This is a genomic window from Streptosporangium sp. NPDC005286 (assembly GCF_040607515.1).
Classification (GTDB): domain Bacteria; phylum Actinomycetota; class Actinomycetes; order Streptosporangiales; family Streptosporangiaceae; genus Streptosporangium.
Window position 1 is genome coordinate 54868 of record NZ_JBEXGU010000033.1, and the last position, 16412, is coordinate 71279.

The 16412-nt window shown below is 69.4% G+C and carries 12 protein-coding genes; 4 read left to right on the forward strand and 8 right to left on the reverse strand.

Features of this window, described 5'->3' with window-relative positions:
• Positions 1-37 precede the first annotated feature (37 nt).
• Complete coding sequence (locus ABZU75_RS15220; protein ID WP_326641313.1) at positions 38-376, reverse strand: hydroxyisourate hydrolase; 339 nt, start codon at positions 374-376, stop codon at positions 38-40.
• A 254-nt stretch (positions 377-630) separates the two neighbouring features.
• Here ABZU75_RS15220 and ABZU75_RS15225 point away from each other — a divergent pair, with 254 nt between their 5' ends.
• Together ABZU75_RS15225 and ABZU75_RS15230 are read left to right on the forward strand one after the other, a co-directional pair.
• Entirely contained in the window at positions 631-783 is a 153-nt protein-coding gene (locus ABZU75_RS15225) for a hypothetical protein (RefSeq protein WP_350919877.1), read from the forward strand.
• 360 nt (positions 784-1143) lie between these two features.
• A complete protein-coding gene (locus ABZU75_RS15230) occupies positions 1144-4236 on the forward strand; it encodes a BTAD domain-containing putative transcriptional regulator (protein WP_355554228.1) in 3093 nt (1030 codons plus the stop codon).
• 280 nt (positions 4237-4516) lie between these two features.
• On the opposite strand, the gene ABZU75_RS15235 is transcribed toward ABZU75_RS15230, so the two are convergent.
• Positions 4517-6157 (reverse strand): DUF885 domain-containing protein, encoded by a 1641-nt coding sequence (locus ABZU75_RS15235; protein WP_355554231.1) that lies wholly within the window; start codon positions 6155-6157, stop codon positions 4517-4519.
• A 200-nt stretch (positions 6158-6357) separates the two neighbouring features.
• A complete protein-coding gene (locus tag ABZU75_RS15240) occupies positions 6358-8532 on the reverse strand; it encodes a fibronectin type III domain-containing protein (protein WP_355554234.1) in 2175 nt (724 codons plus the stop codon).
• A 367-nt stretch (positions 8533-8899) separates the two neighbouring features.
• On the opposite strand from ABZU75_RS15240, the gene ABZU75_RS15245 reads away from it, so the two are divergent.
• Positions 8900-9262, forward strand: coding sequence for an arsenate reductase family protein (locus tag ABZU75_RS15245; RefSeq protein ID WP_355554237.1), 363 nt, complete (start codon positions 8900-8902; stop codon positions 9260-9262).
• Positions 9263-9402: 140 nt separating this feature from the next.
• Here ABZU75_RS15245 and ABZU75_RS15250 read toward each other — a convergent pair whose 3' ends face one another.
• From ABZU75_RS15250 to ABZU75_RS15260, 3 genes are all read right to left on the reverse strand, one after another.
• Positions 9403-10194 (reverse strand): hypothetical protein, encoded by a 792-nt coding sequence (locus ABZU75_RS15250; protein ID WP_355554240.1) that lies wholly within the window; start codon positions 10192-10194, stop codon positions 9403-9405.
• Positions 10191-10856, reverse strand: a complete 666-nt coding sequence (locus ABZU75_RS15255) for a hypothetical protein (RefSeq protein WP_355554243.1) — start codon at positions 10854-10856, stop codon at positions 10191-10193. The genes ABZU75_RS15250 and ABZU75_RS15255 overlap by 4 nt, the downstream gene beginning before the upstream one ends.
• A 78-nt stretch (positions 10857-10934) precedes the next feature.
• Positions 10935-12611 carry a metallophosphoesterase family protein gene (locus tag ABZU75_RS15260; protein WP_355554246.1) on the reverse strand — a complete coding sequence of 559 codons (1677 nt, stop codon included), beginning with the start codon at positions 12609-12611 and terminating at the stop codon, positions 10935-10937.
• Positions 12612-12958: 347 nt separating this feature from the next.
• On the opposite strand from ABZU75_RS15260, the gene ABZU75_RS15265 reads away from it, so the two are divergent.
• The gene (locus ABZU75_RS15265) at positions 12959-13483 is read left to right on the forward strand and encodes a hypothetical protein (protein WP_355554249.1); all 525 of its coding nucleotides are present in this window, start codon (positions 12959-12961) and stop codon (positions 13481-13483) included.
• 11 nt (positions 13484-13494) lie between these two features.
• Here the strand turns inward: ABZU75_RS15265 and ABZU75_RS15270 are convergent, their stop codons facing one another.
• Positions 13495-14739 carry a four-carbon acid sugar kinase family protein gene (locus ABZU75_RS15270; protein WP_355554252.1) on the reverse strand — a complete coding sequence of 415 codons (1245 nt, stop codon included), beginning with the start codon at positions 14737-14739 and terminating at the stop codon, positions 13495-13497.
• Complete coding sequence (iscB, locus tag ABZU75_RS15275) at positions 14736-16094, reverse strand: RNA-guided endonuclease IscB (protein ID WP_355554255.1); 1359 nt, start codon at positions 16092-16094, stop codon at positions 14736-14738. The genes ABZU75_RS15270 and iscB overlap by 4 nt, the downstream gene beginning before the upstream one ends.
• Positions 16095-16412 lie beyond the last annotated feature (318 nt).

The window sequence follows — 16412 nt, forward strand, 5'->3', positions numbered from 1 at the left end:
GCTTCCCTCAGGAGAACGGACTCCGCCGCTCGCGGAGTCAACCGCGGACGCCGAAATACGTCGTGTACGAGTGCGGTGCCAGCACGACCTGGATGTGATAGGGCATGCACTCGTCGTGCATTCTGAACATCACCGTGACCTCCGGATAGGAGGTGGTCATGCCAAGCCCGGCGAAATAGTGGTCGGTGGCGAGGACGAGACGATAGAGCCCGCGCTCCATGAATTCGTCCATCCATTCTTTTACGTTTCCCTCGATGTCGGTCTCTCCCTCGGAGACCTGCTGCCAGTCCGCGCCCACGGCTCGCTCCAGGCGAGCTCGGACACCGGCCGCGGATCGGCCGTAGACGCCGTCAAGTGCCTGCGTGGCGATGCTCATGGTGAGGATACCCATCTTCTGGTCGGGGCCGCGTGACCCGTATCACGCGACCTCGGTCCCATCAGGTTCCACCGGAGCGTTATCCGTCCGCTTTCGGCCCGCTATCCATCGGCTACCGCTCCCTATCTTTTGCCGGCGAATGGGGCGGATGCCGGATCAGAAGAGATCGGATAAAGGCTGGATAGGGGGGGTGCCTACGTTTTGAAGCAGACAGGCGAACAGCAGCCAGAAAGACACGACAAGAGGTGCAGAAAATGCGGAAATTCGCTAGCTCCAACGCTCTCCGGTCCATCGTCGCCGCCGCCGCCATCCTGGGGTGCCTCGGCCTCACCGCCGTCCTCCCCGCGGTCGCCGCCGGCGGGTCCCCGGAGACCGTGGTGCTCGCCAGCAACACCCCCTGGGGCTGAACTGCACCCTCCCCGCCCGGTGGTCACCGGCGGCGGGGATTCGCCGGAGCGGTCGGAGCCGTCCAAGGCCCGGCCGCTTCTTCGCGTCTCAAACCCACCCGTTAGTCGCAAATCAGGTCAGACCTTAACAAACCCCCCTGGTTCTCCACCCGGCGACGTTGTATGATCCCGGGCAGACAGCGGTTCATACACATAAAATCACCCGCCGTGATCACTGGATTATGTGTTCAGGATTATGGACGGTTGGGATTCGGTATATTTTCCCTGGGTTTAAGTTAATGGTCAGGTGCCTGACGTCTCTCTTACGCAAAACCATGCGGTGATTTCCTGGACAGGCCGCGACTCTGTAAGGAGATTCGGGTGGAGTATCGGATCCTCGGTCCTCTGGAAGTCGTGGCCGGTTCCCAGCGCCTGGATCTGGGGGCACCCCGGCAACAGGTGGTTCTCGCCTGCCTCCTGCTGGAGGCCAATCGCATGGTCACCATCGGGCGACTGACCGATGCGATCTACGGCGACGACCTTCCCAGCACCTCGCGCGCGCAGGTGCAGATCTGCATCTCCTCACTCCGGCGATTATTCGCCGCCCACGGCAACCTCGACGTCATCGCGACCCATTCCCAGGGATACACCCTGCGGGTCACCGAGGGGCAGCTCGACTCCCAGAACTTCGAGAACCTGCTGAGCCAGGCCCGCCAGGCCCGCGAGAACCGCAACCCGGAGGAGGCGGTCAGACACTACCGGGACGCGCTCGCCCTCTGGCGGGGCCCCGCCCTCGACGGCCAGGAGAGCCGGCTCGTGCAGGCGGCGGTCAGCAGGCTGACCGAGCGCCGGATCAACGCCAACGAGGACTGCGTCGATCTGGAGCTGGAACTCGGCAGGCACCACGAGCTGGTCGGCGAGCTCAGCGAGCTCGTCGAGGAATATCCGCTCAGGGAGCGGCTACGCGGCCAGTTGATGCTCGCGCTCTACCGCTCCGGGCGCCAGGCGGAGGCGTTGACGGTCTACCGCCGCGCCCGCCAGACGATGATCGACGAGTTGGGCATCGAGCCCAACGAGAGCCTGCAGCAACTCGAGTACGCGATCCTCACCTCCGACGAGAGCCTTGACCCGCCGGAGCGGCAGCAGCAGCAACAACCGCAGCAGCTCCAGCGCCACGGGGAGACGAACGAGGTGCCGGTCGCGCACCGGACCGTGCCCCGGCTGCTTCCCACCGACATCGCGGACTTCACCGGCCGGATCAAACTGGTCGAGGCCATCCGCAGGCAGCTCACGTTCGCCGCGGAGGACCGGCAGCGACTCGCCGTGCCCATCATCGCCGTGGTCGGCAAGCCGGGGATCGGCAAGTCCACGATCGCGGTGCACGTCTCGCACAGCGTCGCCGGCCGCTACGAGGACGGCCAGCTCTTCGCCGACCTGCACGGAGGGGAGTCGCGCCCGCTCGGTTCCGGGCAGGTGCTCGAACGCTTCCTGCGGGCGCTGGGCGTGCCGGGCACCGCCATCCCCGACGGGGTGGACGAGCGGGCGGAGATGTACCGCGCGCTGCTCGCCGGACGCAGGATGCTGATCGTCCTGGACGACGCCAGGAGCGAGAGCCAGGTGCTGCCCCTGCTTCCCGGCAATCCCGAGGCCGCGGTGATAATCACCAGCAGGACCCGGCTGGCCGGCCTGCCCGGTGCCGCCCACCTCGACGTGGACCTCTTCGACTCGCGGCAGTCGGTCGACCTGCTCTCCCGTATCGCGGGCGTCGAACGGGTGCAGGCCGAGCACGAGGCGGCGGCCCGGCTGGCGGACCTCTGCGGTCACCTCCCGCTGGCGCTGCGCATCGCGGGCGCCAGGCTCGCGGCCCGCCCGCACTGGACGATCGATCAGCTGGTGGGCCGGCTCGAAGACGAGACCCGCAGGCTCGACGAGCTCAAGCACGGGGATCTGGGCATCAGGGCGAGCATCTCCCTGACCTACGAAAGCGTCAGCGAGGACGCGCGGAGGCTGTTCAGGCGTCTGGCCATCCTGGAGTTCCGGCACTTCTCCGGCTGGGTCGCCGCCGCACTGCTCGACAGCGACCCCGCGGACGCCCAGGACCTGCTCGACGACCTGGCCGACACCCAGCTGATCGAGGCGACGGACACCGGGTACGGCGTGCACGGCCAGTACCGCTTCCACGACCTGATCCGCGTCTTCGCCCGCGAGCGCCTCGCCACCGAGGAGGCGGTCGCCGACCGCAAAGCCGCGCTGGAGAGGGTGCTCGGCGGACTGCTCTTCCTGACCGGGGAGGCGCACCGCCGCGAGTACGGCGGCGACTACGTGCAGGTGCACAGCGACGCCCCGCGCTGGTCGCTGCCCGACCGGCTGGTCGAGAAGCTGGTCATGGCCCCCCTGCCCTGGTACGAGCGCGAGCGGCTGACGCTGGTCGCGGGGATCCGCCAGGCGGCGCAGGCCGGGTTCGTCGAGCTCTGCTGGGATCTCGCGATCAGCGCCGTGACCCTGTTCGAGTCGAGGATCTACTTCGACGACTGGCGGGAGACCCACGAGGTCGCGCTGGCCGCCGCCCGGCGGGCGGGGGACCGCAGGGGGCAGGCGGCGATGCTCTACTCGATCGGCTCGCTCTACATCGCCGAGCAGCGGTTCGGAGACGCGCGCCGCGACTTCGAGGCGGCCGCGGAACTGTTCGAGGAGGCGGGCGACGACCTCGGCGTGGCCCTCGTCATTCGCAACATCGCCTTCCTGGACCGGATCAGCGGCCGGCTCGACGACGCCGTGGAACGCTACGAACGCGCGCTGACGATCTTCCGCAGGACCGGTGACCAGGTCGCCTCCGCCTACGTGCTGCACAGCGTGGCCCAGATCAGACTGGACTGCGAGGACCTCGACGCGGCCAAGCGACTGCTGAGCGAGGCGCTGGAACTCAGCAGGGTCGGCGGCAGCCGGCGTGTGGAGGCACAGGTCCTGCACCGGCTGGGCGAGACCTACCTCCGCTCGGGAGAGCTGCCGTCGGCGGCCGAGGTCTTCGAGCGGACGCTCATCACGGTACGCAACATCGGGGACCCGACCGGAGAGGCCTACGCCCTGCACGGCCTGGGCATCGCGCGGCTGCGCCAGGGCGACTTCGCCGAGGCCGACCTCACACTCCAGCGCGCTCTGGAACTGGCGAGCACCATGGGAGAGAAGCTGGCCGAGGCGCGGGTCGTGCTCGGCCTCGGCGAGCTGGCGCTGGCCACCGACCAGACCGAACAGGCCATCGGCCGCTTCCACCAGGCCCTCGGCCTGTTTCACAAGATCGACGCGCCGTTCCACGTGGTCCGCGTCCTGGTCATGCTCAGCGAGGCGTACTCGGCCGTCGGCGAGACCGAGGCGGCGCTGAGCGTCTCGGAGGAGGCGCTCGAAATGGCCGACACGATGCCACCCGCGATCGCCGCCCAAATCCGTACCCAGCTGGCGGATCCTCCCGCCACCTGACCTCGGCCGTGCCCGGCGAGAGGCGACGGAGACGGCGCGGCCGCGCTCCCTGAACGGGGCGCGGACGTGTGGTGCGGCGGTTGGTCACGGGCGGTGCGGGTGGCCTGCACGTGATGTGGTGCGGCGGGTCGGTCGCCGGCCCCGGTCGAGTGGCCGTTGTCGTTGTGGGCGGTGCGGGCGGTCAGCGGTGGCCCTCATGTGATGTCGCCTGGCGGCCGGTCGTCTGCCCTGGCAGGACCGGCCGCCGTCGGCGACATCACATGAGGTGAGGGGCCAAAGATCAGCCGATCCGGCGCAGGGCGTCGGCCAGGCTGGACAGGCCGACCGGTCCGAGCTCCATTGCGGCGGTGTGCCAGGCACGCAGGTCGAAGGCGTCGCCCTGGCGCAGCCTGGCCTCCTCACGGGCCTGCACCCAGGCCCGCTCGCCCAGCTTGTAGGCGATGGCCTGGGCGGGCCAGCCGAAGTAGCGCACCACCTCGGCCTCGACCCGGTGCGGCTCGCAACGGCCCCGGTCGCGCAGCACCTCGCAGGCCTTCTCGAAGGTCCACTTCGAGCCGTCGGGGAGCGGAAGGTCCAGGTGGACGCCCAGGTCGATGACCACCCGGGCGGCACGCAGCGCCGACCAGTTGAGCATGCCCAGCCGGGTACCGGGGTCGGTGAACCAGCCCAGCTCGTCGGCCAGCCGCTCGGCGTACAGGCCCCAGCCCTCACCGTGGCCGTCCACCCAGGAGACCTTGGCGAACCTGGACAGGCCGTCCCCGGCCATCCGCATCGCGCCGAACTGCAGGTGATGGCCGGGAACGCCCTCGTGGAAGATCGTGGTCAGCTCGCTCCAGGTGGCGAAGCGCGTCCGCCCGCCGACCGGCCACAGCGTGCGGCCGGGCCGCGACAGGTCCTCGCTGGGCGAGTTGTAGGAGGCCGCGCCGGAGGTGGAGCTCACGTCGACCTCGGCCACGATCCGCCGCAGCGGCTCGGGGATGTCGAAGTGGGTGCCGTTCAGCTGCTCGATAGCCCAGTCGTGGCGTTCCTGCAGCCACGCCTGATACTCCTCCAGGGAGTCGACGGCCTGGGTCTCGTTGAGGATCTCGGTGGCCTCCTCGATGGTCGCGCCCGGCTTGATCCGCTCGACCTCGGCGGCCATCTCGGTCCCGATGCGCTCCAGCTCGGCCCAGCCCCACTCGTACGCCTCGCGCAGGTCGATGTCGGAGCCCAGGCTGATCCTGGCCGCGACCGCGTAGCGCTCGGGGCCCACCGCGTCGGCCTCGTCCGCCCTCGGGGCGTACTCCTCGCGCAGGTAGCGCCCGGCGTCGGCGTACGCGGCGTGGGCCGCCGCCGCCGCGCTGAGCAGCTCCTCCTTGACCGGACCCTCGCCGTAGGTGGCGACGAAGGCGTCGTGCGCCGGGGGAGTCCCGCCCGCGCCGGCGAACTGGTCGGCCTGGTCGGCCATGGCCAGTGCCTGCCTGCGAGCGCCCCGCAGGCCCGAGGCCAGGCCGACCTCCAGGCTCTCCCGCCATCCGGCGAGCATCGTGGGGATCGCCGCCAGGCGGGCGGCGACGTCGCGCCACTCGTCGTCGTTGCCGTGCGGGAGGAGGACGACGCTGGAGCGCACCCGGTAGGGCAGCCCGTACGGCGCCGCCACCCAGCGGAGCGGCTCACCCATGTCGTGCCAGCCGAGCTCGGCCTCCAGCCGCTCCCGCAGGTGGGCGGCCGCCCGGACGTCCGACTCCCCGGTCGGGACCAGCTCGTCGAGACGCTTGAGGGTCGTACGGATCAGCTCGGCCCGGGCGGCGCTTCCGGCGGGGCTGTGGTCGGTGGCGGCGACGAAGTCGGACACGATGCCCTCGGCACCTGCCGCGATCGGGTCGATTGCCGCCCAGCGGGTGACGTACTCATCGCAAAGCGCAAAGATCGGAGTGCTCATGTCCGAAACGTAGGACCGCCCAACATCCATGCCTTATCGCTCCGCTATCGGGCCTGGTATCGGGCCCGGAAGGCGTTGACCAAGATCCGTTGTTGCCCCCGCCGCGAGCGGGCACGTCAACGGCGAGGTCCTCTCGGTGGCGCCAGGCCCCCGGCCCACCCATACCGGCGAGGGGTGGGTGGGCCGGGGAGGGCTGACTGTCAGGCGCAGGTGTATCCGGATGGAATCGCGGTGTTGCCGTTCGGGCGGCTCACCTGGAAGCCGACGCTGGTGGTGCCGGCTCCGGGGGCGAGGGTGCCGTTGTGGCCGACATTCCTGATGGTCACGGTCTGCCCGCTGGCGGTGACGGTGCCGTTCCACGAGCCGGTCAGCGTGTGCCCGGCCGGCAGCATGAAGGTGACCGTCCATCCGGTGATCGTCGAGGTACCGGTGTTGGTGATGGTCAGCGGCTGGATGACGTACCCGGTGTCCCACTGGGTCTGCACGGCCGGAACGGCAGTGCAGGTTCCGGTGGACGTGCCGGGCTGGGTGGTGACCTCCGTGGTGTTCGAGACCGGCGAGGTGTTGCCCGCGGCGTCCCGCGCCCTGACCTGGTAGCGGTAGGTGGTGCTCGGGGTCAGGCCCGTGTCGCTGAACGAGGTCGTGGTCGAGGTGCCGGCCTGGGTGAACGTGCCACCGCTCGCGCCGGGCGCGCGCAGGATGTCGTAGCCGGCGACGCCGGTGTCGTCCATCGAGGCCGTCCAGCTCAGGTTCGTGCCCGTGGACGTGGTTCCCGAGGCCGCCAGGCCGGCCGGGGCCGTCGGCGGCGAGGTGTCGCCACCGCCGGTGGTCGTGGTGAACGTGACCGGCTGCGAGTTGCCGGACAGGTTGCCCGCGCCGTCACGCGCCCGCACGTACATCTGGTACTGGGTGTTCGCGGTCAGTCCGGTGAGGGTGATCGAGTTGGTGGTGGACTGGCCGAGTTGCGGGTCGGTGGCGCCCTGCTCGTGGTAGACGTTGTAGCCGGCCAGGCCGGAACCGCCCTGGTCGGTGGACGCGGCCCAGGTCAGCGTGGCGCTGGTGGTGGTCACGTTGGACGCGGCCGGGGTGCCCGGTGTGCTCGGCGGGGTGGTGTCGCCGGCATCGTTGAGGGTCGGAGTCTGCCAGTCTCTCCACTCGGACAGATTGCCGGACGCCCTGGACGAGATCCTGATCGCGCCGGCAGCATTGCCCGTCTTCAGCAGGAACTTCTGGATGTTCTGCTGCAACGGGGTCCGCCATTCAGCCCGGTTGGCGCAGTGGTTACCGTCCTGGATGTCGGACCAGTAGGTGATGTTGTCTCCCGCGCCGAGCGCCTTGTAGACCTCCGCTCCGCCCAGGGCCGCCACGCTCGCGGATTTGGGGCCCAGATTGGCAATGTGAGGATTGTCCATGATGAACAGTCCTCGCGGCGCGACCATGGCCACCATCTCATGTGTGTCCACCGGCAGCCTGGTCGGGCTGCTCGTGAAGGAGCCGAACGCGTCGCCCAGCCACGGCTGCTCTCCGTAGGCACTGCTCAGACTCTGGGCGCCTTCCCCGGGGATCCCGCGGAAGATGGGAACACCGGCGCTACCCGACTCGATCGGCATGGTCAAAGCGATGCGCTGATCGAACGCGCCGATCACGAAGGCGCCCTTTCCGAACCGGGAGCATCCCGTGACGCCGGTCGCATCCGCTTTGAGAATGCCGCCTCCCGACTGCTCGATGACGTCGATGATCCGGCTCACCCCCCAGGCCCAGGCGAGGAGCAGTCCTGTGCTGCTCGAGGAGCCGTAGATGCTGTAGAACGCGCCTTGTTTGTTGTTTCGCGGCGTGCCCTCTCGTCCGACCGCGTAGGGGTCGTAGTTGATGACGGCAGCACCGGCCGCTCTGATGGCGGTCGTGTCCGCGCCAAATCCTCCCAGGACGACGACGGCCGGGAAAGGTCCGGAGCCACTCGGTAGTGAGACGCTCGCTGAGAAGCTGGAGCTCCTGCCGTTGTGGTTCACGTTCACGGTGATGCCGGTGCTTGAGACCGTCCCCGTGACACCTGCCGGCTTTCCGGGCTTCTCGCCGTAGACGAACTTCTCCGCCAGCCTCTTGATCTCTTCCCGTCGGCACCGCCAGTCGGACTTGGCGGAGACGCGCGTGCCGTTCAGCTTCAGGAAGGGGTCGGGGAGCCTGGAGTTGTTGGGCAGAGATCCTGCGTCGGGCAGGCCGGTCACTGCGCAGTCGGCCCCCTCGTTCTCAACTCCAGCAGCCGCGGCGGCCTCGCCGGGTGCTACCGCCACCGCTCCAGCGACCGAGAGCGTCACCGCCACCGCCAGCGCGACGACCCTCGAACGGATCTTGGAGCGGGCCAGACTGATGATCACCAGGGCTCTCCCTTCCGGGTGGGGTATTGGCGCTCAGTCTGGGAAGCTGTTCGAAACGTGTCAACGAGATATCGAAATATTTCAAAGGCGGGCTTCTTGTCCTCCCTCTGAGCTGGAAATGCATCTATGTCGATGCCAAGACTTTCGGAAACTAGCTGAAAATGAGGTGCCTTCCACCTTGCCCGGCTCATCGCCCCGAAACTTTCGGCCTCGCCTCGGCCCGGCGTGCGATCCGCCCCCGATCCCCTCCTGACGGCCGGTCGCCCTGGGCACTCCCGCATCGCCTGCACGGTGGAAGGAGTTGTTTCGTTACGGTTCCCGCAGCGGGTTCTTCTTCACCCGCTGCCCGAACCGTCAAAGGAACGCCATGGAGATCTGGATCAACCCCGACTGTTCCAAGTGCCGCTCCGCGCTGTCCGTCCTGGACGCGGAGAAGGCCGAGTACACGGTCCGCCGCTATCTGGAGGACCCGCCCGACGAGCGGGAACTCCGCGAGGTGCTGACCAGGCTCGGCCTCGAACCCTGGGACATCACCCGGACGGGCGAGAGCGCGGCCACCGAGCTCGGCCTGGCCGACTGGCCCCGCACCCCCGAGAGCCGTGACCGCTGGATCCGGGCGCTCGCCGACCGCCCGATCCTCATCCAGCGCCCCATCATCACCGCCGACGACGGACCGGCCGTCGTCGCCCGAACCGAGGAGGCCGTCCGCTCGCTGCTTCCGCGTTCGTAGGCGTCGAGCATCTTGGGCACATCCGCGAAACACGGATGACGGCCGGCCGGGAGGCAACGGCCGCTGTTCCAGCCAGTGACGCCCGCCCCTGGATGTCCACCACGCCCGATCCGGCGGACATTCCGGCGCGCGGCCGGGTGTCAACCGGTGATGGTGCCCAGCGCCGCGACGAGGTAGAGGCCGCCGGCGGAGGAGACCGCGAGGCCGGCGGCGGCCGGGGCCCAGGCCATTACCGCGGAGGCCAGTGACCACCTGTGGGCTCCGTGGGCCAGCAAGGTGTAGCCCCGGATCGTCACGACGCCCACGCCGGTCAGGGTGAGGGCCATCCCCACGCCGAAGGTGGCGACGAGCGCGACGGCGTCGAAGGCCCGGCCGGTGAGCAGCCCGCTCATCAGGACGACGAACGCCGACGGGGAGGGCAGCAGGCCGCCGGAGAGGGCGAGCGCGACGAGGCCCCGGCGTGACCAGGGGTCCGGCCCGTCCTCGACCTGATGCCCGTGCCCGTGCCCGTGCCCGTGGCCATGTCCGTGCCCGTGGCCATGTCCGTGCTGCGCCTGGCGCCGGCGTCCTTGGAGGTGGCGGTAGGTCAGGTGGATGCCGACGCAGATGGTGACCAGTCCGGCCAGCACCTGCATCCAGGCGGTGACGCTCTCCGTGCCGAAACTCGCGGCGCTGCTGAGTCCCACCCAGGCGAACGCCAGCACCAGCACCGAGAAGGTGTGCATCAACGCGACGATGACTCCCAGGCGCAGCGCGTCGCGGTAGTTGCCCCGGGTGCCGACCAGGTAGGCCGCGGTGACGCTCTTGCCGTGGCCGGGGGCGACCGCGTGCATCGCTCCGGCGACGAGGGCGACGGCGAGGACCGCCCAGAAGACGCCCCTGTTGTCGAAGAGCGAGATGAACCGGCTCTCGAAGCCGCTGAGCTCCGTCATGATCGCGTACCCGTCGTACTCACCCTGCGCCGGGTGCGCAGCATGACGAACGCGCCCGCCCCGGCCAGCAGTACGGCGGCGCCGACGGCGACGCTCGTCGTCTGCCAGGACATGCCGTTCCCCGCCGTGCCGGAGAAGCTCAGACGCTGGGTGCTGACCGCCTCGGTGAAGAGCGTCTGCTTGGGGGTGGCGGGCGTGTCCGCGATGAGCATCGTCCGGTACGCCGTGTTGAGATCGGTCAGAGCGGCGACCGTCACCTCCACCTCGGTCACCGGGCTCTGGCAGTCGAAGACGAACCGGGCGCCGTCGACGAGCAGCGCCCGGAGTTCCTCCAGCCGGCTCTCGCACGGCCGGCCGGCCTGGGCGACCGTGATCTTCTCCAGCAGGTAGTCGCGGAGGGCCGTTGAGCGCTCCAGTTTCTGCTCGCCGGTCAGCTCCGTCGAGACGGTGCCGGTGGACGGGTCCTCGAACGCGCCGAGCGACTGGCCGAGCGCGACCCAGTCGTCCTCGGCCGGGAGCCACGAGATGGTCACGTGCGAGCCGTCGGCCTCGATCCGTGCGGTGGACGGTGGTCCGAAGGGGTGGGCGGCGGCCGGGGTGGCCCAGCCGGCCAGGGCGCCGACGAGCAGCGCGCCCGCCAGCGTACGGGCATGGATTTTCAATGGATTTCCTGTCCGACAAGGCTCCGGCACGTCCGGAGGACGGGGCCGCCGTGACGGCGGCCCCGTCCCCTGGCGGGTTTACTTCTTGTCGACCGTGACGGCCGGGCTGGTGATCTTCTGGTTGGCGCTGTCCAGGTAGACCACGTAGGTCTCGCCCTTCTTCAGGTTGCTCGGCACCCTGAAGGTGTAGGTCAGACGGCCCAGCTCATCGGCCTCCTGCGTGCCGATCGAGATGGTGTCGTTCCCCTTTCCAGGGTTGCCGTCGCCCGCCTTCTTCATGAAGACGGACACCCGCTCGGCCGGGTCGTAGCCGTACGCGGAGATCGTGAGCTCGCCGCGGTGCTCGACGGCGGTCTTGTCGACGGTGACCTGCTCACCGACGGTGTTCTCCGCGGTACGGACCTCGTTGACGGTGCGCTCGCCCTTGGTGTTCTTCCGGACGACGAAGCCGTCGTGGTGCTCGCCGTTGGCGTACCGGGCCTCGAACGTGATCTTGTCGGCCTCGATGTCGATCAGCTGGTAGAGCTGGGTGTTCTGGCTCTTGCTGACGACCTCGGCGCCGTTTCCGGTCCAGTTCTCGCCGTTGTTGAGGGCGTACATCTTGCCGCCGGAGACGGACACGACGTAGGCGACACCGTTGTTGACCGTGACCGACTTGCGGGCGGTCGCCACGTTGCCGCGGCCGTAGGAGTGGTCGTGGCCCTGGAGGACCAGGTCCACGCCGTACTTCTCGAACAGCGGGCCCCACTGGCCGCGTACGGCGGGGTTGTTGCGGGTGCCGGTGGTGGAGTAGACGGGGTGGTGGAAGGTCACCACGGTCCACTTGTTCGGGTTGTCCTTGAGCAGACCCTCCAGCCAGGTGGTCTGCGCGGCCATCAGGGTGGTGTTGCTCTGCACGTTGGAGTCCAGGCCGATGAAGCGCACGCCCTGGTAGTCGACGGTGTAGACGGTCTGCTTCAGCTCCGGGTTACCCGGTCCGTTGTCCGGATAGGGGAACTGCGGACGCCAGAAGGTGGACAGGCTGCCGCTGTACTCGTGGTTGCCGGGGATCGAGAGGTTGTTGACCTGGCTGTCGATGAAGCCCGCGGCCTTGTACCACTGACCCCACTGCTCCTCGCTGTTCGCGGAGTCGATGAGGTCACCGGCGTTGACGATCATCTTGGCCTGCGGGCGGTCGGCGAACGCCTGGCGGAAGACGCGCGGCACCGCGGAGTCGATGTAGTTCTGCGCGTCGCCGTAGTAGATGAACGAGAACGGCTGGAGGTCGGCCGCCGCGGTGGTGAAGTCGCTCCACTCCGCCCAGTTGGTGCCGTCGCCGACCCGGTAGCTGTAGCGGGTGTTCGGCTTCAGGCCGGTGAACTCGACGGTGTGGTAGATGGAGGCGTACCCCAGCGTGGTGTTGACCGGGGTGGTGCTGATCGCCTTGACGTTGGTGACCGCGCCCGCGGACGGCGCGACATCGCCGAGCGCGCGCGGGGCCTCAAGGATCTGGGCCTGCGCCGAATCGGCGTCGGTCACGGCCCGCCAGGTGACCTTCTGGCTGGCCGACGGCGTGGTGGTGGGAGTGAGGATGACCCGGTCGGGCATGGGGGAGGGCTTGTGGATATCGGCGGCGGGGTACTTCGGCGGCGCGGCCGCGCCGAACGCCACCGGGCTGAACGCGAGGCCGCTGGCGATCAGCACGCCCGCGCTCACCGCCGTCAGCCTGGTACGCCGGGATCCGGCGGATCGGGGCAGTTTGGCTTTGCCCATCATGAATTCTTCTCCAAGGAGGGATCACATTCCACCGAGGGAGTGCGGTAGACGTCGGTATTGATCCAGAAAAGAGGGACAAAAGCCCATATAGGGCATTACACCCGGATGAACACCTCCTCCCAGGTATCTCTGGCCCCAACCGCACCATTGATGTCGCCGGAAGGCCGTGCGCTCGACACCTTCCGTTGCCCTCGCGTTCGGTGGCGCGCGCCTAACATCGTGCGAGCGGGCTCGGGTGGAAAGGAAACACATACGCCTACTTCGCGACCTGCGCCACATGGCACGCGGTTTCGCTGAGGGTTCCTCCTCCCGGGCCGAGGCCGAGGCCGCCGAACGGGAGGTATTTGATGACGGGCCCCCGGCAGGCCGGTGACCGGCGGTCCGCCCGCCGCTGGACGCTGCTTCCCGGCTTCGTGGTGCTCGGCGCGCTCTTCCTGCCGCCGTCCACGTCGGGGACGACGGGCCCGGCGGGGCCGATGGTCAAGGATGAGACCTTCATCACCGCGGAGACCGGCGGGCTCCTGCACATCGAGGCGGGGGAGTGTTTCACCGACCCGGCCTACTCCCCGGAGGCGACCGAGGTCGTCGTGCTCTACACACCCTGCAGGGAGCAGGCGGCCAACCAGTCGTACGGCTTCGTGCACGCCCCCGACGGTGAATGGGATCCGGCCGCGCTGACCACGTTCGCCCGGGAGAGTTGCCGGCGGGGGTTCGACAGCAACTGGAGCGGTGAGTCGGCCTCGGGACTGGATTTCTACCCGGTCATGCCGACCCGGGAGACCTGGGCCGACGGCGACCGCGATGTGATGTGCGTGGTCTACAGCCCCGAAGGCCCGATGAACGGCTCGGCGCTCCCCCTGGCGGGGTGGTGATCGCGGGTCGTCTATATCGCCTCGACGGCCTCCACCAGGACGTCCGGGCCGCCCACGTTGCCCGGCACGACCACGCAGGTCGTGGCGGCCGCGTCGGTGTCCAGGTCCCAGACGGACACTCCCGGCAGCACCTGGCCCCGCACGGTGGCGGCGGCGGCCCGCAGTCCGGTGGCCGTCACCTCGGCCGAGGTGATGCCCCCCTTGGAGACCACCACGCGGGCGGTGTCCGACAGCTCGCGGACCGCCGTCATGAGTGCGGTCATCACCGCCTTGCCGTGCGCGAGGGTGTTGTGGCCTTCGCGGCGCACCCGCTCCGAGCTGATCACCGCGATGCCCTCCCCGGTCAGCGCCCTCCTCGCGTCCGCGACGATGGCGTGACCGGCCGCCGTGCCGTTCCGCAGTGCCGCCTCGGTGCTGATCGTCAGCGCGGTGACGCCACGGCGCCGCTCCAGTTCCGCGAGCTGAGCGGTCGCCCCCGAGGTGTGCGAACCGCAGACCACCAGGACGGGGCCGCGACCGCCGTTCAGCGGCTGCGGCAGCAGACCCCGGCTGACCGCGCCGGCGCACCGGGCGGCCAGCGGCGCCGCGGAACGGACGACCACGGGCCTGCCCCGCTCCCGCGCCGCCAGCAGGCCCCGGTGGACCAGATCGACGTCCTCGTCGGTCTCGGCGTCCGGCGTCACCACGGTGCGGCCGGGAGCGGCGAGCAGGGCCGCGGCCACGGCCTCTCCCCGCGAGGAGCGGACCTCCTCGAGCGGCACCGGGAACGCCTCCCTGGCACCGATCTCCCGCACGTACCCGACCAGGTCGCCGTGACGGAAGGAGAAGACCGGGTCGTTGGCGTACTCCGTCAGGTGGGCGGGGGTCGGCACCCCGCCGACCAGGACATGGTGCACCCCGCCGACCGTGGTCCGGCCCCCGTCGGGGAAGGCCGGCAGGAAGAGGATCGGGCTGTCGCCGGTGGTGAACACGTCCGTCTCGGCGAAGACGTGTCCACGCAGCGTCGAGTCCCCGCGCAGCACGACCTGGATCTCGGTGTCCAGCTCGGCCGAGGCCGCGTCGACCTCGCCGCGGATCCGCCGGCACAGTGCCACCGCCGCGGCCTCGTCGATCGCCCGCGAGTTCGTCTGCAGGTAGACCGAGTCCACCGCGCGCAACGTCTCGGTGAGACGGGCGGCGTCCCAGCGCAGCAGCACCCGGACCCCACTGGCCGACTGGGTGCCGGTGGGGTCGTCATCGAGCACGACGGTCTTCATCGGATACCTCCAGTGTGGAGACCCCCTTCTTCAGGCGGGGGAGGAAACGCGGCACCGCGCCGCGTTTCTGGGTGGGTGGTGTAGCCGTAGCCGTCGGCTCGTTGGAGCAGGCGGATATGGCGGTGGCCGATGCCCTGTACGGTGCCGTGTCGGGTGGTGATGTTGAAGTTGCCGGTGGTGCGGACCGCGACCCGCCCGGTGTGGACTCCGGCCTTCTTGCCGGTCGGGATGGTCGCGCGGACCAGGTCGCCGGTGGCGAACCCCTTGACGTGCTTGGTCCGGGGGAGTCGTAGCTGGGGGAAGCCGTAGCGGTCGGTGCGGGTGCGGGCGTAGGTGCCGCGCCCGGTCGCCTTGACCACCAGGACCGTGCAAGGCCAGGCGGTGACGCCTGCCAGGGGGCCGACGTGCAGCGCGTCCAAGGTGTGCGACTTGGCGGCACCGGTGCGGGAGCGGTTCCACTTCGTGCGGCCACCGGAGGCGGTGTGAACCGACAGGCCAGTCGTTTCCAGGGCCCGCCACAGCGCCCACCGGGTGGCGTTGACCGCCGCCGCGTCGCGCAACGGTGTTTTCGCCTGTTTGAGGATCCTGGAGAGAAGTGCGGGACTGTCCTTGAGGAACACCTCTACCGGAGTGGCGTTCTTGGTCTGGTTACATGGGATGCAGGCCAGGGTGAGGTTGCTGATCCGGTCGGAGCCGCCCCGGCTGCGGGGGTGGATGTGGTCGAGGTTGAGCGGTACGCCGCTCGCACCGCAGTACGCGCACGCCCGCCCCCACTTGGCCAGCAGGTATTCGCGGACCTCGTACCCGGCGAGGGTGCCCTGCTGATACTCCGCTCCTTCGAGCGGCCGTCCGGCCGACAGGGCGTGGGTGTCGAAGGAGACCCGCTCCACGTGGACGGCTGCCACGGGCGCCCACCGGGTCAGCCGCGCCACCCACGACATGGTGGTGTCGACGCGGTGTCGCAGGGATGGCGCGAGCCATCCCTTCGGTTTGGTGCGGTTGAGAAACCGGGGGGCGCGGTAGCGCAGGTTGCGTGACCTGCGGCCCCGGCGCAGTGCGGCCCGCGAAGCGAGCCTGTCGCGGATCAGTGCGCCTCGGTGGTCGAGCTGGATCGCATACCGTCCGGCCCGGCTCCCGTCATGGTCGGTGAACACGGCCAGGCCGGTGTGTTTGGAACCGGGATCGATACCGATCGCGACGCCGTTCATAACGCAGTCGGCGGCCGACCGGTCTTTGAGACGGATAACGAACGGGGTGTGACGCACCACCACCGCCCGCCCTGCCGCCAGAAGCCGACGGGCACGGGCAGGATGGCAGGGGTCTAGCGGGTGGCCGTGGCGGTCGAGGATGAACACGGCCGGGTGAACCTCACGGTTCGCTCCCTCAGGCGCCGAAGCGCCCTCGGGGTGACGCCGGTCCGGCGGTGCGGCCGAACCGATCTCCCCTCGCCCAGGTTCCATGGCAGTGCCCGGCGTCGCCGGGAGTCCGTGAGCCGTTTCGTGCCCACCCTCGGGCGTGTCTGCTCCCACGGATTCCAGAGCGGCAGGCTGAGGAAGCACCTGCCGGTGGGTCTGCTCGCTTACATGAAACGTAGCCATCTGGATCACACCTCCAGTTCGTGATGGCTAGGGCTGGTCAACGCGGGGCTTCGAAGCGCATCGCTGCGCCTCAAG